Below are 21491 nucleotides of genomic sequence, written 5' to 3' on the forward strand. Positions count from 1 at the left end.
AGTCTGAGCCATAGGGCCGTCAGTTGCAGCGATAACCAAGATAGCGCCGTCCATCTGAGCAGCACCGGTGATCATGTTTTTAACATAGTCAGCATGGCCTGGGCAGTCAACGTGTGCGTAGTGACGTTTGTCAGTTTCATATTCTACGTGTGCAGTGTTGATTGTGATACCGCGTTCACGTTCTTCTGGAGCTTTGTCAATCATGCTGTAGTCTTGGAACTGAGCTTTGCCCTGTTCTGCAAGAACTTTAGTGATTGCAGCTGTAAGAGTAGTTTTACCATGGTCAACGTGACCGATAGTACCGATGTTAACATGCGGTTTAGTACGTTCAAATTTTGCTTTTGCCATTTTGAATTGTCCTCCCGGATAATTAAAATTCTAATTTATTCTGTTAACCCTTAGGGATTAGCCATTTTTCTTAGCTTGAATTTCTTCAGCTATTTTCTTAGGTACTTCTTCGTAATGATCAACTGTCATGGAGTAGTTACCGCGACCTTGAGTCTTGGAACGAAGATCAGTTGCATAACCGAACATTTCGCTCAATGGAACGAATGCTTTGATATGCTGGCTGCCGTTGCGAGCTTCCATACCTTCCATGCGGCCACGACGGGAGTTCAAGTCACCGATTACGTCGCCCATGTATTCTTCAGGCACGTCTACTTCAACTGCCATGTATGGTTCTAAGAGAACCGGATCAGCTTTACGAGCACCTTCTTTGAAGCCCATGGAGCCGGCAATTTTGAAGGCCATTTCAGAGGAGTCAACATCATGGTAGGAACCGTCAAATACGATTACTTTGATGTCAACCATTGGATAACCTGCAACTACGCCTGCTTCCATCGCTTCTTTAACACCGTTCTCAACAGGACCGATGTATTCGCGAGGAATTGCACCACCAACGATTTTGTTTTCGAATTCGAAACCTGCGCCTGGTTCTTGAGGAATTAATTCCAACCAGCAATCACCGTATTGACCGCGACCACCGGACTGACGTACGAATTTACCTTGAGCTTTAACAGATTTACGAATAGTTTCGCGGTAAGCAACTTGAGGTTTACCTACGTTACATTCTACTTTGAACTCACGGTTCATACGGTCAACGATGATGTCAAGGTGAAGCTCACCCATACCGGAGATGATTGTTTGACCGGTTTCTTCATCTGTACGGACTTTGAAAGTTGGATCTTCTTCAGCCAAACGGGCTAAAGCGATACCCATTTTTTCTTGGTCCGCTTTTGTTTTAGGTTCAACAGCTACGGAGATAACCGGTTCAGGGAATTCCATGGATTCAAGAATTACTGGAGCCTTGTCATCACAGAGTGTGTCGCCTGTAGTAGTATCTTTCAAACCTACGGCAGCAGCGATGTCACCGGAGTAAACACGGTCAATTTCCTTACGGTCATTGGCGTGCATCTGAAGGATACGACCAATACGTTCTTTCTTACCTTTTGTGGAGTTGAACACGTAAGAACCGGATTCTAAGGAACCGGAGTATACGCGGAAGAACGCTAATTTACCAACATAAGGGTCAGCCATGATTTTGAAAGCCAATGCGGAGAATGGTTCAGTATCGGATGCAGGGCGAGTTTCTTCAGCGCCTGTATCTGGGTTAACACCTTTGATGGCCGGAATATCAAGTGGAGATGGCATGTAGTCAATAACTGCATCCAACAACATCTGTACACCTTTGTTTTTGTAAGAAGAACCGCAAAGTACAGGGAACAATTTGTTTTCACAAACTGCTTTACGAAGACCTGCTTTAAGTTCTTCCAAGGAAAGTTCTTCACCTTCCAAGTATTTCATCATAATGTCGTCATCAGCTTCTGCGATAGCATCAACTAACATTTCACGACGAGCATTAGCAACTTCTTCATACTCAGCAGGAATATCAGTAATTTCGTACTCTTTACCGTCATCACTGATGTAGATTTCCGCTTTCATAGTCATCAAGTCGATGATACCTTTGAAAGTATCTTCGGCGCCGATTGGCACTTGAAGAGCTACGCTGTTTGCACCAAGGCGTTCTTTCATCATGTCTACCACACGGAAGAAATCAGCACCTACAGTATCCATCTTATTTACATAAGCGATACGAGGTACGCCGTAAGTAGAAGCCTGACGCCATACAGTTTCAGACTGTGGTTCAACGCCACCTTTAGCACTGAAAACAGCTACGGAACCATCAAGTACACGCAACGAACGTTCTACTTCTACAGTGAAGTCAACGTGACCAGGAGTATCGATGATATTGATGCGATGGTCTTTCCAGTGACAAGTTGTAGCAGCGGATGTGATAGTGATACCACGTTCCTGCTCTTGTTCCATCCAGTCCATTGTCGCAGCGCCTTCATGTACTTCACCAATCTTGTGAACTCGGCCTGTGTAGTAAAGAATACGTTCCGTTGTGGTCGTCTTACCAGCATCGATGTGAGCCATGATACCGATATTACGAGTTTTCTCTAAAGAAAATTCTCTTGCCACGAATGTCACTCCTCTTAACTAATTACCAACGATAATGAGCAAATGCCTTATTGGCTTCTGCCATTTTATGAGTATCATCTTTTTTCTTAATAGCTGCGCCAGTGTTATTGAACGCATCCATTAATTCACCAGCTAAGCGTTCTTTCATGGTACGTTCGCCGCGAAGACGAGCATAGTTTACCATCCAACGAATACCTAAAGTCTGACGACGATCGGCACGAACTTCAACTGGTACTTGGTAGTTAGCACCACCGATACGGCGAGCGCGAACTTCCAATACAGGCATTACATTTTTTAAAGCCTGATCAAAAACTTCCATTGGGTCTTGACCCATTTTAGAACGAATAATTTCAAATGCATCATATACGATAGTTTCGGCTACGCCTTTTTTGCCATCGTACATAACTTTGTTAATGAAGCGTGTAACTAATTTGCTGTTGTACACCGGATCTGGAAGTACATCACGCTTCAACACAGGGCCTTTTCTTGGCATGTTAGTTTCCTCCTCTACGATGTGTGATTACAATGTTTTTAGCTATAATTATTTCTTAGCTTTTTTAGCGCCATACTTGGAACGACTCTGCATACGGTTTTGTACGCCAGCTGTATCCAATGCACCGCGAACAATGTGATAACGCACACCTGGTAAGTCTTTAACACGACCACCTCTGATAAGTACTACACTGTGTTCCTGTAAATTGTGACCAATGCCTGGGATATATGCAGTTACTTCAATAGCGTTTGTCAAACGAACACGGGCAACTTTACGAAGCGCGGAGTTCGGTTTCTTTGGAGTAGCTGTATATACACGAGTACATACACCACGTTTCTGCGGACTTTCTTTAAGTGCAGGAGCGTCGGATTTTCTAGTCAAAGTTTGACGGCCTTTGCGTACTAACTGGTTAATTGTTGGCATATGGGCACCTCCTTTCCAAACATTTAGATTTATAATTGATCTGTCACCGCAAAGTGCGGCGTCAGATATTACCAAGTTTATCGAAGTACTCCAACAGCAGCGGCTTTCACTTTAATCTTGCCGGCTTTACCGAGCTCTTCCATGGAATACTCCTGGTTGATTGGCACGCCGTTGGCTTCACAAAGTTCTATAATCGGTAAAATCACTCGATCATCGCTGTTATTGGCAACAAATACCATATCTACTTCGCCACGAGCGATTGCTTTCGCTGTCTGTTTGGCTCCGATTGTCTTGTTGGCAGTTGTTAAACGCTCAATTTCCATCTTTGTACTCCTCAATATTTTTTCGCACTCAAAAGCATACTGCTCCCTGAGCGCTATATCAGTTTATCATTTCTCCAAAGGGGTGTCAACACTTTTTATAGCAAAAAACGCTTGAAATATCGGCGTTTTATATGTACACGTATCCGTGTGTACAAAAACGTTTTCATTTTGCATATTTCTCAAATTTTTATACAGATATAGCCGTATTTTTCGACTTTTTATACATCGTCAACTTTCAATTGCAAAATTAGCATAAATAATTTGTCAATTTTATATAAAAAGAGGCTGTTTTTATTTTACAAAACAGCCTCTCATTACATATTTACTATTATACGGATACACTTAAAACAGAAAACTATTACAGAGCACTATATATAGTATTAATTATATAGTACGACAGAAACACTATAAGGAGGCAGCGACTTCGAAAAGTCACCGCTCACTTATGTAAACGCAGTGTAATAATTATTCCCCTGCTTCTACTGTTTCAATCATATTTTCAATGTTAGGTTCTTTTTTTACAACCTTAATCTTACGGTAGCGACTCATACCGGTACCGGCAGGAATCAATTTACCGATGATAACGTTTTCTTTAAGACCTAACAATGGATCGATCTTACCTTTAATAGCAGCGTCAGTTAACACGCGAGTTGTTTCCTGGAAGGATGCGGCAGACAAGAAGCTGTCTGTAGCAAGAGCCGCTTTCGTAATACCGAGAAGAATACGTTTGCCTGTAGCCGGTTTTTTACCGTTAAGTACTAAGCGGCGGTTTTCTTCGTCAAAGGTATTAACGTCGATAGGATCGCCAGGTAACAAGTCAGCATCGCCCGCTTCTTCAACTTTAACTTTATGAAGCATTTGACGAACAATAACTTCAATGTGTTTATCGTTGATTTCTACACCTTGAGATTTATATACTTTCTGTACTTCATATACAAGGTAGCGCTGCGTTGCTTCTGTACCCATTACGCGCATAATGTCGTGTGGGTTGATGGAACCTTCTGTCAAACGGGCGCCAAGTTTTACAACGTCGCCGTCGCGTACAATAATACGGGCACCGTAAGGAATGAGGTAATCGTGTTCTACCCCTTCACTGTCAGTTACCAATACTGTGTTAGTACCTTTCTTGGAGTCGTTAGGTACTACGCGCACAGAACCTTCTACTTCACTGATGATGGCATGACGTTTAGGACGACGTGCTTCGAACAATTCTTCGACACGTGGAAGACCCTGAGTGATGTCATCACCGGCAACCCCGCCGGTATGGAACGTACGCATTGTAAGCTGTGTACCCGGTTCACCGATAGACTGAGCCGCAATAATACCTACAGCTTCACCTACCTGAACCTGGTTGCCTGTACCGAGGTCACGGCCGTAACACTTCATACATACGCCATAAGGGGAACGACAAGTCAATACGGAACGAATCTTAACTGTTTCGTAGTGTTTAACTACTTCATCAGCCAATTCTTCAGTGATTTCACCGTTAAGTGGAACGATGACTTCACCGGTTTCCTTATTGATTAATTCTTCCGCTGCTGTACGGCCCACAATACAATCTTTAAGAGGTTCGATAATACCGGAACCTTCCACGATAGCTTCTACTTCGATACCGTGAATATCGTTGTTGCGAACTTGTACTTCCTTCACGTCGCTGTCGAGAATAGCTTCGATGCCTTCTTCGGTCAATGCGCTGTGTGCAGGGAAGATTTCACGGCCTTCGCTGTCTACAACAGCGTTTACCGTATCTTTGCCAAGCATGTTATGAATCATAGTTTCGCGTAAAGTCTGACGAATTTCTTCATCGGATTCACCTAAACTGATTTTTTGTACAAGGTTGGAGTGGTTAATATCGCTGTCGCTGCCAAGATGTGCACCGCGAAGAGCAATATCGCTCACTTTGTGATCAGCTAATACCATAAGGTCTGCTTCGGAAAGGATAGTTTCACCTTCAAGCAATAATTCGCCTGTTGCAGGATCCACTACGTCTTTGTCGAGAACGCGGCCGATCAATTTATCTTTAAGAAGGATTAATGCCTGACGAGGAGAACTTGCCAAACGAGCACGTTCACGCACCAAGTCAATGCCCACTACGTCGCAGTCTTCTTCACGAACGATAACGTCCTGAGAAACGTCTACGAGACGACGGGTCAAGTAACCGGAGTCAGCTGTACGGAGCGCCGTATCGGCCAAACCTTTACGAGCACCATGGCTGGATGTAAAGTAATCCAATACAGTAAGACCTTCTTTGAAGTTTGCTTTGATTGGTAAGTCGATGATTCGACCGGATGGGTCGGCCATCAAACCACGCATACCGGCAAGCTGACGAATCTGTTGCTTATTACCACGGGCACCGGAGATCGCCATCATGTATACCGGGTTGAAACCTTCCTGGTCGCGCATCATTGTATCCATCATGGCATCGGTTACATCTTCTGTAGCCTGAGTCCACAATTGGATAGTTTTACGATAACGTTCGTCTTCGGACATGTGACCACGACGATATAGACGAGATACTTTTTCTACGTCTTCATCGGCCTTCTGTAAAATACCGGCTTTTTCAACAGGTACTTTAATGTCCGCAATGGCGATAGTCATACCGGCACGACGAGCATAGGAGTAACCGAGGGATTTTACGCGGTCAAGAAGTTCAGCTGTTTTTTCGTTGCCGAACAATTGGAAACATTGGTCAACCAATTTACCAACCATTTTCTTGTCCATAACGCGGCCCAATGTGTAGTGGCCGTCTTCCTGTTTTTCGTACTGACGAAGTTCAGGATATAACGCGTTATTGAAAATGAGGCGGCCTGCTGTTGTTTCTACGCGGCCATGACCTTCTTCACGGATGTACAATACGTCCTGAAGTCCAATAACACCGGAATCATAAGCAAGCATAACTTCATCATAGTTTGCGAAGTATTTTGCATGTTCTTTTGTATGTTGACGTACTACGGTTAAGTAGTATGTACCCAAGATCATATCCTGAGATGGAACCGCAACCGGTTTACCGTCTTTAGTGGATAAGATGTTGTGAGAAGACAACATGAGCGTACGCGCTTCAGATTGTGCTTCTACGGAAAGTGGCAAGTGACAGGCCATCTGGTCACCGTCGAAGTCGGCGTTGAACGCTGTACATACTAACGGATGAAGTTTAATGGCACGGCCTTCCCAAAGGATTGGTTCGAACGCCTGAATACCTAAACGGTGCAATGTCGGTGCGCGGTTCAAGAGTACAGGATGTTCTTTGATAACTTCTTCCAAAGCTTCCCATACGCCGGCGCCGATGCGTTCAACTTGGCGTTTAGCCGCTTTAATGTTGCTTGCCTGGCCGCGTTCTACAAGGCGTTTCATAACGAAAGGCTTGAAGAGTTCGAGGGCCATTTCTTTAGGCAAGCCGCATTGGTGCATTTTAAGTTCAGGACCAACTACGATAACGGAACGACCGGAATAGTCAACACGTTTACCCAAGAGGTTCTGACGGAAACGACCTTGTTTACCTTTAAGCATGTCGGACAGGGATTTCAATGGACGGTTGCCCGGACCTGTTACAGGACGGCCGCGACGACCATTGTCGATAAGAGCATCCACTGCTTCCTGAAGCATACGTTTTTCGTTGCGAACGATGATATCAGGAGCGCCTAAGTCAAGAAGGCGTTTCAAACGGTTATTACGGTTAATTACACGACGATATAAGTCGTTCAAGTCGGAAGTGGCGAAACGACCGCCGTCGAGCTGAACCATAGGACGAAGTTCAGGTGGAATTACAGGGACTACATCCATGATCATCCATTCCGGTTTGTTGCCGGACTGACGGAATGCTTCTACAACTTCAAGACGACGAACGGCACGCACTTTACGCTGACCGGATACAGTTTCCAATTCGTTGCGAAGTTCAGCATTCAATGCATCAAGGTCAAGTTCGCTAAGAAGAGCCTTGATAGCTTCGGCGCCCATGTCGATACATACGAATTCCACTTCGTCAACAGCGCCAAGTTCAAAGCGTTCTTCACGAGTTAATTCTTCGTATACTTTTTCGTCTTCCGGTGTTTCAGTATCAGCTGCCAAACGTTCGTTAGCTGCTGTTTTGCGTTTAGCTTCTTCTACGATAGCCAAACGTTCACGGCGCTGAGCCACTGTTTCGATAACAATGTTCTTGCCGTTGATTTTATATTCTTCGTCGTTAAATTGCGCTTCATATTCTCTGAATTCAGTTTCAGATAAGAGTTGACGCTTCATAAGAGGCGTGTTGCCCGGGTCAACTACAATGTAAGCTGCAAAGTAGAGTACTCGTTCAAGAGAACGAGGGGATACGTCAAGGATCAATCCCATACGAGATGGGATCCCCTTGAAGTACCAAATATGAGACACAGGTGTAGCTAATACAATGTGACCCATACGTTCGCGACGTACTTTAGCACGAGTTACTTCAACGCCGCATTTATCACACACAACCCCTTTATGGCGAATGCGCTTGTATTTACCACAATGACATTCCCAGTCTTTGGTTGGCCCAAAAATACGCTCACAGAACAAGCCGTCTCGTTCCGGTTTCAGCGTACGATAGTTAATAGTTTCCGGCTTTTTAACTTCCCCGTAAGACCATTCTAAGATCTGTTCAGGCGAAGCCAAGCCGATTCGCATAGAATCGAATTCATTAACGTCTAGCACAAGTATCGCTCCCTTCTTTATGGATACTTAAATTAGTCTTCATCGGTATCGGAATCTAAATCGGAAGCAGCACCGTCATAAACTGCCATAGTGCTGAAAATGCTGTCATCTTCGCCGCTGGTTACAGGTTCGGATACATCCTCAACAACTGCATCAACCGGAGCTTCTTCGTTGACAGTTTCATTACCTTCCATTACTTCTTTGATATCGCTTGTATCATCATCGTCATCAAGTTCCTTAATGACAACTTCTTCTTGATCTTCATTTAAAATCTTCACATCAAGGCCGATACTCTGAAGTTCTTTCAGCAATACTTTAAAGGATTCCGGAACGCCCGGTTCAGGAATATTTTCGCCCTTAACGATTTTTTCATATGCTTTTACACGACCAACTACATCGTCAGACTTAACAGTTAACAACTCTTGTAAGGTGTAGGCTGCGCCATACGCTTCAAGAGCCCAAACTTCCATTTCCCCGAAACGCTGACCGCCGAACTGAGCTTTACCGCCCAATGGCTGTTGTGTAACCAAGGAGTACGGACCTGTGGAACGAGCATGGATTTTATCATCAACCAAATGATGGAGTTTAAGCATATATACATAACCGACTGTAACTTTGTTATCCATCGGTTCACCGGTACGACCGTCATAAAGAACGGTTTTACCTTCATCTTCTTTACCGGCAATGCGCAAGGTATTGAACACATCGCTTTCGTGAGCACCGTCGAATACAGGTGTTGCAATGTGGATACCTGCCACGTCAGGCTTAGGCATACCGTAAGATTCGAAATCGTAACCGTAGGATTCCAAGTCTTTGCGGATTTCTTCGCGTTTAACACGTGCCGATTTGATGGCATCAATAATGTCAACTACAGCGGATACGGATTTGAGTTCGTCTTGAAGAGCCTGTTCCATTTCAGGAGCTTCTTCTTCAGTGTCGAAGAACTCGATTTCTTTATCGCTATAGGATTTTTCAATGGCTTTCAATTCATCGTAACGGGCACGGCCGCCTAATGTATCGAGCTGGCGTTGTGCTTCGCCCAAGATTAAATCGAGAGCTTCTTCACGACGGGTGTTGATTTCAGAATCAACATCCAAGTGGGATACAGTCACATTTTCCGCAATTTGAGATTTCAATTCGTCGATTTCGCCGAACAATTCTTTAATGCGGTCAATGTTATCCCAGTAACGGCTGTCAGTTTTAGCCTGATTCAATACGTTCTGAATCTTGAGGTCAGTTGCTTTAATCTGCATGCCTAACCCTTGAACAGCCCAACCCAAGTGAGTTTCAAGTACCTGACCGATGTTCATACGGGATGGTACGCCCAATGGGTTAAGTACGATCTGTACAGGAGTGCCGTCCGGCAAGAATGGCATGTCTTCCTGACGCATAACGCGGGAAACGACACCCTTGTTACCATGACGACCGGCCATTTTATCGCCTTCGTGAATCTTACGTTTCTGTGCAATATATACACGAACTAATTTGTTTACGCCCGGTTGTAATTCGTCGCCGTTTTCACGAGTGAAGACTTTAACGTCTACGATTTTACCGGATTCACCATGAGGAACGCGCAAGGATGTGTCGCGTACTTCACGTTCTTTATCACCGAAAATAGCACGTAACAAGCGTTCTTCCGGAGTCAGTTCAGTTTCTCCCTTAGGAGTTACTTTACCCACCAAAATGTCGCCAGGATGTACTTCCGCACCGATGCAGATGATACCGTCTTCGTCAAGATTGCGAAGGTTGTCATCGCCTGTGTTAGGAAGTTCACGTGTAATTTCTTCAGCGCCTAATTTAGTGTCGCGCGCATCACATTCGTATTCTTCAATGTGAATGGATGTATAAATATCTTCTTTGCAAAGTTCTTCGCTCAGAAGAATCGCATCTTCATAGTTGTAACCTTCCCAAGGCATGAACGCTACAAGAACGTTGAAGCCCAAGGCCAATTCGCCGCCGTCAGTAGCCGGGCCGTCAGCCAATACCTGGCCTTTTACGACGCGGTCGCCGCGGAATACGATTGGTTTCTGGTTGAAACATGTAGATTGGTTGGAACGAAGGAATTTGTTTAATTTGTAAATATCGATGCGGCCGTTATCGCGAGTAACGTGAATTTCATTACCCCAACAACGAGTTACGATACCGGCTTCTTTTGCCAATACGCAAACGCCGGAGTCAGTAGCCGCTTTGTATTCCATACCGGTACCAACGAGCGGAGCCTGTGCACGAAGAAGCGGCACGGCCTGACGCTGCATGTTCGCACCCATCAAGGCACGGTTCGCGTCATCATTTTCGAGGAATGGAATCATAGCTGTACCGATGGATACAACTTCTTTAGGGCTAACGTCCATGTAGTCAACTTTTTCAGGGCCAACTTCAAGGACTTCAGAGCCGCGACGACAAGCGATATGAGAATCTACGAAGTAACCGTTTTCATCAAGGATGGAGTTGGCCTGCGCGATGGTCATACCTTCTTCTTCATCAGCGGTCATGTATACTACCTGATCACTAACTTGTACTTTTACTACTTTATTAGCATCTTCGCCTGTGCCGTAGATTTTTTCTACACGACGGTAAGGAGCTTCGATGAAACCGAATTCGTTTACTTTCGCATAGTTGGACAAGGAAGAAATCAAACCGATGTTAGGACCTTCAGGGGTTTCAATCGGACACATGCGGCCGTAGTGAGAGTGATGCACGTCACGAACTTCGAAGCCTGCACGTTCACGAGACAAACCGCCAGGGCCCAAGGCGGATAAACGACGTTTGTGAGTCAATTCGCCAAGTGGGTTTGTTTGGTCCATGAACTGGGACAACTGGGAGGAACCGAAGAATTCCTTAATAGCTGCCACAACCGGACGGATATTAATTAATGCTTGTGGTGTAATCTGCGTATTGTCTTGAATTGTCATACGTTCTTTAACCACACGTTCCATACGAGTTAAACCGATACGGAACTGATTCTGTAACAATTCGCCTACGCAACGAAGACGACGGTTGCCCAAGTGGTCGATATCGTCCACATGGCCGGCACCATCCATCAAGTTCAACAAGTAGCTGATGTTGGCGATCATGTCTTCGCGAGTTACAGTGCGATGTTCGAATGGAAGATTGCAGTTGTTGCAAATTACTTTGAAGGAAGAGCCTTCGCCGTTACTTACATAGAACTCTGCAAAACCTTCGCCGCTAAATACACCGCTGTTAGCCACTACATCTAACTGATCTTCAGTCATGAGTGTGCCCGCATCAACGATCACTTCACCGGTTTCATGGTCGATGATTGGTTGAGCCAATGTTTGACCCAACATGCGTTGACGCCAGCCTAATTTTTTATTCAATTTATAACGACCTACACAAGCTAAATCGTAACGGCGTGGGTCGAAGAATAAATTGTCGAATAAATTGCGCGCACTTTCTACAGTTGGCGGTTCGCCCGGACGCAATTTTTTGTAAATTTCCACAAGTGCTTCATCGGAAGACTGGGTTGTGTCTTTTTCGAGCGTACGCACTAAGCGTTCGTCGTAAACACGGTTGCCGTTTTCGTCTACTTCGCCATTCCAGAATAATTCTAAAATGGATTCGTTGGAGCTCCAACCAAGAGCACGTACTAATACAGTGGCCGGTAACTTACGGTTACGGTCAATACGTACGGCTACCATTTCATTGGCATCAGTTTCAAGCTCAATCCACGCACCGCGGTTAGGAATAACCGTAGAACCATACAAACGGTTACCCATAGTATCGATTTCACGAGTGTAGTAAACACCCGGGGAGCGAACAAGCTGAGATACGATAACACGTTCCGCACCGTTGATAATAAATGTACCGGTTTCAGTCATCAATGGGAAATCGCCCATGAAAACTTCCTGTTCTTTAATATCTTGGTTTTCCGGATCGTTGTTAACTAGGCGGATATTAACACGCAATGGCGCTGCATATGTAGCGTCACGGTTTTTACATTCGTTAATATCATATTTTGGCTCTCCAAGGCTGAACCCTTCAAAAGAAAGCACTAAATTACCTGAATTGTCTTTAATCGGAGAAATATCGTCAAAAATATTTTGTAAACCGCTCTCCAAAAACCACTCATAAGACTTGCGTTGCACGTCCAATAAATGTGGCATTTCCAGAACTTCGTTAATTTTAGCATAGGTATAACGCGTTCTCTTTCCTACCTGTTCAGGTTTGAACATACCAGCTTTCACCCCTCATTTCAATTGGCTTACCTTCTATTCTATAACGGTATGACTACAGACAACCAACCAGGTCTCAGTTTTCCTGCTCACACAATGACAAAATAAGCAAGGCTCTCTTTTTATTTTTTGAACCTTGCTTCGCCATTTGTAGCACAACCTTGGAAGATCTACCTTCATCACTAACAGTGTTATAGTTATATTAATCAGTACCCTTATCTTTATGCACCGTTTTGCCGTATTTATAACAGCCGGCGCTCTATAAATTAATTGACTATATTTTATTTTTTTATAATATATAATCAAATTTCAGAGAGTACATTTGCAATTTGTAATTATATCATTGTAAAATTACATTGTCAAATATTATTTTTTCAAAATTCTTATTTTTTATAATCTCGAATTATACCTTTCCTCAATTTTAAAACTTTGCTATACTAAATGCAATGCGATATATAAATTCATATAAGACATGATGGGGAGCACCACCGAAAGGGTGCTCTTCCTTCATGTCTTTTTTTGTTGCCAAGGGGCAGCAATTATTTATACAGGGAAATTCTTCGAGTTTATATATTAGTAATTAGGTATATATATTATATGTGTAAAAAGGAGGTCCTCATGGTAGTCAATGGTAAAGAGCAGACGTTAACGGAATCTGTGACTGTATTGTCCTTTCTGGAAGCAGCCGGCTACAATCCGAAGCGCGTCGTCGTTGAACGCAACTATGCCATTATCCCCCAAAGCGAGTTTGAAACCACGCAATTATCCGACAGCGATACACTAGAAATTGTTCATTTTGTAGGAGGCGGCTGATGAGTATTACAGTTAACGGCCGGCAACTGGACGTAGCCTCCGGTACAAAGGCCTCACAAATTATGGCTGAATTCGACTCGTTGGGCTCAGATGCCCTGTGGCTCTTGAACGGATTCGCCTTCTCCAATGATCCGGTACTTGCAGACGGAGATAATCTGCTTTGTGTTTCACGCACAAAGGCACCGGACCGCATTACCTATGACGCCATTTGGACGGCTCGCTACGGCGAACGTATTTATAACCGACTAAAAGAGAGTCACATTCCTGTTTGCGGCGCCGGCGGTCTCGGTTCCCACATCGCCATCAGCTTGGCACGTCTCGGCATCGGCGGACTCACCATTATCGACAAGGACGTGGTGGACATTACGAACTTGGGACGCCAGGCCTATGAAATGACCGACTTGGGAAAGCCGAAAGTAGAAGCGTTGAAGAATATCTTGCACCGCATCAATCCGTTTATCAACGTTACAGCGGTTCACACCACTATCAACGAAAGCAACTATGATGAGTATCTGAAAGGATATCCCTATGTAATTGAAGCCTTCGACTCAGCGGAAAACAAGGCGAACCTCACGTCCTATGTACTCACCCACTATCCGGAAACCACGTTGATCGGTGCCAGCGGTGTGAGCGGTTACGACCATCCAAATACGGTCCAAACCAAAACACTTCTGTCGAAGTACTATCAAACGGGCGACGGCCACAGCGAAAGCTCATTGGGCCTCCTGGCACCGCGCGTAATGCTCTGCGCCGCCCACGAAGCGACTATGCTTCTTCATCTCCTGTTGACTGAAGACTAATAGGGATTCGAACCCTAATCCCGGCGGAGGTGGGATTCGACCCCTACTTTCGGTGGAGGTGGAATTCGAACCCTACTCTCGATGGAGGTGGGATTCGATCCCACGGAAATCCACCCGCAAGTTAAGTTTTTATAATATACAAGTTAATTCTCCAAAGGAGTTTAATTATGACAACTACATCTGCATCAACAACGACCGCACCGCTTACAGCTGCAGCCGATACATATACATTGGGCGGCAAGACATTTTCTTCCCGCCTCATTCTCGGTTCCGGCAAGTTCTCCTTGCCTCTCGTAAAAGCCGTCGCTGAACAGGGCGAAGCTCAAATTATTACGCTCGCTCTTCGTCGTGCCACACCGGACGGCAAGGAAAACATCCTCGACTACATGCCGAAAGATGTTACATTACTGCCAAATACATCAGGTGCCCGTACAGCGGAAGAAGCAGTGCGCATCGCCGAACTGTCCCGTGCCATGGGCTGCGGCGACTTTGTAAAAGTAGAAATCATCAGCGATGCACGCTGGCTCTTACCGGATAATCAGGAAACGATTCGCGCCACTAAAATGTTAGCTGACCGTGGCTTCGTAGTGCTCCCATACATGTATCCGGACTACTACGCCACCAAAGCATTGGAAGATGCCGGCGCATCCGCCATCATGCCACTGGCTGCACCAATCGGCAGTAACCGCGGACTCTGTACAAAAGCATTTATTGAAATCGTATTGAAGAGCACCGACCTGCCTGTCATCGTGGATGCCGGTATCGGCAAGCCGTCCGAAGCTTGCGAAGCCATGGAGATGGGCGTTACCGCTATTATGTGTAACACAGCCATCGCCACCGCAGGCAATGTGGAACAAATGTGCCGCGCCTTCAAGTTGGCAATTGAAGCGGGCCGTCTCGCCCACTTAGGCAAAACCGGTCGCGTTATCATTGATCAGGCTGCCGCATCCAGTCCGCTCACCGGATTTCTGGGCGAGTAGGAGGTGCCACCTATGCTACAAGCTACGCAAAGAAAAACGGCACCGGAGCTTCACGGCCACATCGCCACAGCCACCCCCGCAGATAACGAATTGCTTGAAAAAGATATAATGACCTTCACATCCTCCATGGATAAGTTGGATATGAGTCGTTTACATTATGTATTGGACACGAAAAACAGCTTTGTAGACGAAGCCTTTACAGCAGACCATGTAAAACAGGCGCTTCAAAAAGACGAGTTGGAACCGGAAGATTTTATGGCGCTCCTCAGCTCTGCTGCTGCACCGTTTTTAGAAGACATGGCGCAAAAAGCGAAAGCCTTAACACGCGCCCGCTTCGGCAGCAACATTCAGCTGTTCACGCCGCTCTATATTGCCAACTACTGTCACAACGGCTGCCGCTACTGCGGATTTAACAGTAAGCAAACTATAAAACGTGCGCAACTGACAGCCGACGATATTAAACGTGAGTTGGAAGCCATTGCCCAAACAGGACTTCAAGAGATTTTATTCTTAACCGGCGAATCGGAATCGCGCTCATCGGTGGAATACATCGCTTCCGCTTTGGAATTGGCAAAACCGTACTTCGCCAATATTGGCATTGAGATCTATCCGGCCAACCAGGCGGACTATAAAATTCTCCATGAAGCCGGAGCCGATTTCATTACGGTGTTCCAGGAAACCTACGACTTAACCGCCTACGAATACTATCATCCGTACGGAAATAAACGGTCTTTCCCATATCGTTTCTATGCACAGGAACGCGCCTTGAACAGCGGTTTCCGCGGTGCCGGTTTCGCCGCTCTGTTGGGCCTTAGCAATTTCCGTTACGACGCCTTAGCCACCGGCCTCCATCTGTGGTCCACACAGAAATCATTCCCTGCATCGGAATTGAGTTTCTCCGTGCCACGTCTACGTCCGGTAAATGGCGAACTCGGTCATTTCAACCACTTAGTCAGCGACCGTGATTTATTACAAATCATGTGCGCCTATCGTTTATTCGTGCCTCAGGCACAGATTACTGTATCCAGTCGCGAAAGCAAGGACTTCCGCAATGCGGTTATGAATATTTGCGCCACTAAAATTTCCGCCGGCGTTCAGGTAGATGTAGGCGGTCACAGTGATTCAAATAAACACCGCAGCAGCGATCAATTCGACATTAACGACACACGCAGCGTGGCACAGATGCACGAAGACATTCAAAAGATGGGCCTACAGGTGGTATACCATGATCACATCCGACTGTAAGCCGCCGCAAACACTCCTTACCTATGTAACAGATTTGCCCACATTGAGGGAGTTTTTAGTGGAAACTGCACCGTCCATGACGGTCACATCCTATTTAAAAGCACTCATTCAGTCCCGTCCGGACCGGCTTCTGTTGCGCGCGAAAGAATTATCAGTCAGTTCCTACGAAGCATTGCTGTTGCAACTGCTTCCCTACACCCGCGCCGCCGGCGTGGAACTTATCGTAAGCCACCACATGCATTTGGCAAGTACATACAACTTACCTGTGCAAATCGGGGTGGCAGAATGTGAAGCTATATTGAACAGCAAGGCCTCAAACTTCGGCGTATCCGTTCACTCCTTAGGGGAAGCGGAAACGGCCATTGCCGCCGGTGCACATTGGCTCGTATTGGGGCATATATTCCCATCCCGATGCAAGCCCGGCCTCACACCGCGGTCGGCGGAAGAGTGCAGCTCCATATTAGCGTTAGCGCAAAAACATAACATTCCCGTACATGCCATAGGTGGCATCAACTTTAGCACCTATGCGAAGGTTGACGAAGCCTTCGCGGGAATCTATGTAATGACTGAAACGATGGAGCAATTGCATATAGATGAGTACACCGCCCATTGGCGGCAGTGTTTAGCACACTTAATCAAACACCGTGCCTGCAAACCCTAACACCATTTGCAGGCAGCCTTAGTCATCACCGGCCATATAACACCTCCCGGCAAGCCCTAACACCACTTGCGGGATACCTTAATCACGGTGATGAATAAAAACTGCTCGCAACCTTAACACCTTTGCGAGCAGTTTCTTTTTGTTCAAAATTACTTTTAAAAGACTTAGCGTATAGCGTTTTTACCTTTAAAGGATCTCAATGTATAGAGGTTTTACTTTTTCAGGACTCTCAAAGAATCTAACTTGTACTTTTCAACAATCTCAAGGGATATAACTTTTACTCTTTAGACAACAAAAACACCTTAATCGTCGGTTTGGTAAGATACAACTAGCGGCCATCAGAGCTATTCCTGGTCAACTGTGAAACTTTCCATATGTACCATTGATTAAGGTGTTTTTTTAACCCTTACAATTTATATATTTGCCATGAGCAAGTAATATTAGTTCCCTTTTACCTTTAAAATGTCCGCTCCGGCGATGCCCGGTTTAGTCATTTCAGCAGGTGATAAGATATGTTCCATATCTTCTTTGGACAATAAGCCTTTTTCAAGGATAATATCCTTAATAGCACGGCCTGTTGTGTACGCTTCTTTTGCCAATGCGGATGTATTTTCATAACCGATATGTGGCAATAAGGCTGTAACGATACCCACACTGCGGTCCAACCAGTACTGACAACGTTCGCGATCCACTTCAAGATCGATAAGTAATTTATCAACGAACGTGTTTACGCCATTTTTCAGATAGCACATGGAGTTGAACAAGTTATAGGCGATAACAGGTTCCATTACGTTCAATTCGAACTGACCGTTTTCAACGCCCAAGGTTACAGCCAAGTCGTTGGACACAACCTGGTAGCAAACCTGATTCAACACTTCTGCGATAACAGGGTTTACTTTCCCCGGCATAATGCTGGAGCCCGGTTGACGTGCAGGCAACTTCAATTCGCCAATACCGCAACGAGGGCCGGAAGCCATTAAACGGAAGTCGTTAGCCATCTTGATCAATACAAGGGCTGTTACTTTAAGACCGCTGGAAATGTCAGCAAAAATATCTGTATTGTTAGTAGCATCGATTAGGTTGTCGGCTGTAAGGAATTCTTCACCAACAACGGAGGACAATTCACCTACTACATCGTGAATGTATTTAGGTTCCGCATTGAGACCTGTACCTACGGCAGTAGCACCCATGTTTACTGTGTGAGCTGCTACGATAGCCGATTCAATACGGCGAATACCGCGGCGAACGCCGGACGCATAAGCGCCCATTTCCTGGCCTAATGTGATTGGCACCGCGTCTTGTAAATGAGTACGGCCCATTTTCAACACTTCTTTATATTCTTCAGCTTTCTTTTCAAGCTCATCAACTAAGCGTTGAAGGGCTGCAATTAAAGGCTTGCTCTTTAAAATCGCACATACTTTAATAGCTGTTGGGAATGTATCATTGGTGGACTGTGCCATGTTGCAATGATTGTTTGGCGAAATGATGTCATAACGACCTTTGGCTTCGCCTAAAATTTCCAAACCGCGATTAGCCAACACTTCGTTCATGTTCATGTTAAATGAAGTACCTGCACCGCCTTGGATCGGATCAACCGGAAATTGATCTACAAAACCGCCGGCAATAATTTCGTCAGCTGCGCGAACAATTGCATTACCAATGCGCTCTTCCATACGGCCGGTTTTCATATTCGCCAAAGCACAGGCTTTCTTTACCATGGCCATGGAGCGAATAAAATCATGGTCGAGGTGCTTACCGGTAATGTTGAAATTTTCCATTGCCCGCAAAGTTTGAACTCCGTAGTACAATTCATCTGCAACTTCTAATTCCCCTAAAAAATCTCGTTCTGTACGCATACTATACCTCATTCCTGTTGTTAATCTACTAAGATCCCTTTATATAAACATGCACTCAGCTTAACTTGCGTTGTTTCATGTACAAGTTAATTCGTCCTATAACATGTTTAGTTTGACTAACTTTATTACATTATATCATGTATACATAATACAATGTAAGTAAAACCACTCTCAGAGCTATATCAATTAAGTAAGGTTGACGCTGACTCGTCCTATTTTTTCGTTTTTTTCTATAGAGAATACATTAAACATCTGTACTTACGGCGTATATTAAAAATGACTTCCAGGAATAGTTAAAGTTTTTCTATTACTTTAATTAAAATTTATATAAAACTCCCTATTAATTATCTCAAATAAAATGCCATGAAATTATTTGCGTGATAATCGGCAGTCCATTGACTCCCATAAATAAAAAAAGCGGTTTGAAGCCCTTATCTCCTATAAGTTCCTTCAAACCACTTTGTAACCGTACTTTTAATTATGACCTTTAAAACGAATCATGATCCGCATCATCGTTCCAATGGTATTCCATGCCGCTATAAATTTCCACAGCTTTATCCAGTCCATATTGGTCGCGAATGAAGCCTAGTGCCATATCAATCCCGGCGGAAACGCCGGCCGATGTATAAAACTTTCCGTCGTGAACCCAGCGCGCCTGTCGTTCCCACTGCACCTCATCACGTTGGCTCTTCACCCAATCAAAGGCCCGCTTATTCGTAGTGGCCCGTTTGCCATCTAAAACGCCGGTCTTCGCCACTAATGCGGAACCTGTGCAAACACAAAGTACAAATTCGGAGCGAGTGGCAGCGTCGCCTAATGCGTTAAGAAATGCCGTGTTATTCACTTCATCACGGCTGCCCCAACCGCCCGGCACCAATATAATGCCATTGTCTTCAATAACCGACATCGGTTCTGTTTCAATGCGAATGGATTGATGATTGGTAACAATGCCACCTTCAAGAGACACATAGCGGATTTGGAAGTCTTCAATACGTGCTAATGCTTCAATAGGGCCGAATGCATCAAGAGCTGTGAAGTTTTTGTACAAAATTACATATACGTCTTGCATATTAACCTCCTGTAACACTTCTTACTGTTGCCATTATTATGTCTGTTACAATTACTGGTACTATTACTATTACTGGTACTATAGTTATAGTTATTGCTATTAATACCATTAATGCCATTATTACTTTCATTATATATGACGGTTTATTCGCAAGCAATATCCGGGTATATAACTGTTGCCCATCAACTTTTCCCGTAAACTATATGCAACTAATCTACGATTCTGCGATGGTTTGTGCTCGCTCCAATTGACGGCCTAAAAACTCATCACCCGGAGGCTGTGCCATAATGACAAGCCTTCCGGGTGATAAGTAAAGGAGGATAAAAATATATCAAGTTAATGCCGATAACTCTATTAAGTTAATGCTGATAAGTCTATTAAGTTATTACTGACAAATTAGGGTACTGCCGGTAATTCTATTCAATTAATACCGATAGTCTCTTGAGTCTATACTAGTAATTCTTCAACATGGCCTGTAATTCTGTCTTCATATCTTCCACAAATTCCGGCGGTTCCAGTACCTTAACGCGTCGGCCCTGTCCCAATAGGTAATGTTTAATCCCCATGCCGAATACTTCCGCCTCGATGAGGGCTGTTTTTTCTTCCAGGGACAACACTGTGGCTGTAGGAATTCGATCCAGCACGGATTGCAGCGAGTCACCGGTATAAGTAAACTTAACCTTTTGCGGTTTCCCTGCGTGCATAAACTGAACTTTATTCCGCAAATTGCCTTCGTCAAAATCTACATCTTTCGTCAGTTCGAAATTGCGACGATGTTCTTTCACGCCTACAATGCGATCTACACGATACAAAATCGGCACATAATCAGTTGTACCTTCGTTGTTCAACCAATAGCCGACCAGGTAAAAATAATATTCGGAAAATAACAATGCCACCGGTTGGATGGTGCGATTTACCTTCTCCATATTAGCCTTATAATAGGTAATCGTTATTTCCGTATGGCTCTGGATGCAGCGTGTAAGGCGCCACACCATATCGATTACATCTTGGCCGATATGCTCCACCGGTACATAGCGGTGCAGTTCTTTCTTAATCAGCTGTTCCACCAACACTCTGTCGCGACAGGTCGTCAGCATTTTCAGCTTGCCCACAAGGCGCAACAAATCGTTGCGACGTAATGCGCGGGTACCGATTAAAATCTTAATCAGCACCATAAGCTCTTCGTTTTGGAGCATCGAGTCGAATTGTAACTGATACCCTTTCATTTGGCCGTTATATTGAAGCTCTGTATGCCCTACGAGCTCCCGATTTTCCGCCAAAAAGTTTTTAATCGTAGCCAAATAGCGGGAAATAGTCTTCGTCGTTACCTCGTATTCATTGGCTAAAGCCTGTACATTGAGGAGTTCCCCCTTCATGGCCCGATATAAGATAGCAAGCACGCGATTGTTTTTGTCAAAATTTTGTCGATTCATAATATCCCCTGTTATAAACACTAATTCCTATAGTATGTATTCAACATAAACTT

15 protein-coding genes are annotated in these 21491 nt (G+C 44.7%); 5 read left to right on the forward strand and 10 right to left on the reverse strand.

The window, feature by feature from the left end; translation table 11 throughout:
* From KHZ77_RS01890 to rpoB, 7 genes are all read right to left on the reverse strand, one after another.
* Positions 1–348 (reverse strand): GTP-binding protein (locus tag KHZ77_RS01890; protein WP_295195124.1); only part of this gene is annotated, 348 nt, incomplete at its 3' end.
* 57 nt (positions 349–405) lie between these two features.
* Complete coding sequence (gene fusA / locus KHZ77_RS01895; RefSeq protein ID WP_295195126.1) at positions 406–2481, reverse strand: elongation factor G; 2076 nt, start codon at positions 2479–2481, stop codon at positions 406–408.
* A 22-nt stretch (positions 2482–2503) separates the two neighbouring features.
* Positions 2504–2974 (reverse strand): 30S ribosomal protein S7, encoded by a 471-nt coding sequence (gene rpsG, locus KHZ77_RS01900; RefSeq protein WP_295195128.1) that lies wholly within the window; start codon positions 2972–2974, stop codon positions 2504–2506.
* Positions 2975–3022: 48 nt separating this feature from the next.
* Positions 3023–3397: a 30S ribosomal protein S12 gene (rpsL, locus tag KHZ77_RS01905; RefSeq protein WP_295195130.1), complete on the reverse strand. Its 375-nt coding sequence runs from the start codon at positions 3395–3397 to the stop codon at positions 3023–3025.
* Between the two features lie 77 nt (positions 3398–3474).
* The gene (locus KHZ77_RS01910) at positions 3475–3720 is read right to left on the reverse strand and encodes a ribosomal L7Ae/L30e/S12e/Gadd45 family protein (protein WP_295195132.1); all 246 of its coding nucleotides are present in this window, start codon (positions 3718–3720) and stop codon (positions 3475–3477) included.
* A gap of 465 nt (positions 3721–4185) precedes the next feature.
* A complete protein-coding gene (rpoC, locus tag KHZ77_RS01915) occupies positions 4186–8388 on the reverse strand; it encodes a DNA-directed RNA polymerase subunit beta' (RefSeq protein WP_295195134.1) in 4203 nt (1400 codons plus the stop codon).
* 32 nt (positions 8389–8420) lie between these two features.
* Positions 8421–12581 carry a DNA-directed RNA polymerase subunit beta gene (gene rpoB / locus KHZ77_RS01920; protein ID WP_295195136.1) on the reverse strand — a complete coding sequence of 1387 codons (4161 nt, stop codon included), beginning with the start codon at positions 12579–12581 and terminating at the stop codon, positions 8421–8423.
* 597 nt (positions 12582–13178) lie between these two features.
* Between rpoB and thiS the strand changes: the two genes are divergently transcribed.
* The 5 genes from thiS to KHZ77_RS01945 all read left to right on the forward strand — a co-directional run bounded on the left by thiS (position 13179) and on the right by KHZ77_RS01945 (position 17080).
* A complete protein-coding gene (gene thiS, locus KHZ77_RS01925) occupies positions 13179–13394 on the forward strand; it encodes a sulfur carrier protein ThiS (protein WP_295195138.1) in 216 nt (71 codons plus the stop codon).
* Positions 13394–14194 (forward strand): sulfur carrier protein ThiS adenylyltransferase ThiF, encoded by an 801-nt coding sequence (thiF, locus tag KHZ77_RS01930; protein ID WP_295195140.1) that lies wholly within the window; start codon positions 13394–13396, stop codon positions 14192–14194. Before thiS ends, thiF begins: the two co-directional genes overlap by 1 nt.
* Positions 14195–14361: 167 nt before the next feature.
* Positions 14362–15174, forward strand: a complete 813-nt coding sequence (locus KHZ77_RS01935) for a thiazole synthase (protein WP_295195141.1) — start codon at positions 14362–14364, stop codon at positions 15172–15174.
* A gap of 12 nt (positions 15175–15186) precedes the next feature.
* The gene (gene thiH / locus KHZ77_RS01940) at positions 15187–16419 is read left to right on the forward strand and encodes a 2-iminoacetate synthase ThiH (protein ID WP_295195143.1); all 1233 of its coding nucleotides are present in this window, start codon (positions 15187–15189) and stop codon (positions 16417–16419) included.
* Positions 16400–17080: a thiamine phosphate synthase gene (locus tag KHZ77_RS01945; RefSeq protein ID WP_295195145.1), complete on the forward strand. Its 681-nt coding sequence runs from the start codon at positions 16400–16402 to the stop codon at positions 17078–17080. Before thiH ends, KHZ77_RS01945 begins: the two co-directional genes overlap by 20 nt.
* A gap of 440 nt (positions 17081–17520) precedes the next feature.
* On the opposite strand, the gene KHZ77_RS01950 is transcribed toward KHZ77_RS01945, so the two are convergent.
* From KHZ77_RS01950 to KHZ77_RS01960, 3 genes are all read right to left on the reverse strand, one after another.
* Positions 17521–18936 carry an aspartate ammonia-lyase gene (locus tag KHZ77_RS01950; RefSeq protein ID WP_295195147.1) on the reverse strand — a complete coding sequence of 472 codons (1416 nt, stop codon included), beginning with the start codon at positions 18934–18936 and terminating at the stop codon, positions 17521–17523.
* A gap of 487 nt (positions 18937–19423) precedes the next feature.
* Positions 19424–20005 (reverse strand): DJ-1/PfpI family protein, encoded by a 582-nt coding sequence (locus KHZ77_RS01955; RefSeq protein ID WP_295195149.1) that lies wholly within the window; start codon positions 20003–20005, stop codon positions 19424–19426.
* A gap of 452 nt (positions 20006–20457) precedes the next feature.
* The gene (locus KHZ77_RS01960; protein WP_295195151.1) at positions 20458–21438 is read right to left on the reverse strand and encodes a WYL domain-containing protein; all 981 of its coding nucleotides are present in this window, start codon (positions 21436–21438) and stop codon (positions 20458–20460) included.
* Positions 21439–21491 lie beyond the last annotated feature (53 nt).

This window comes from Veillonella sp. (assembly GCF_018364065.1).
Taxonomy (GTDB): domain Bacteria; phylum Bacillota; class Negativicutes; order Veillonellales; family Veillonellaceae; genus Veillonella_A.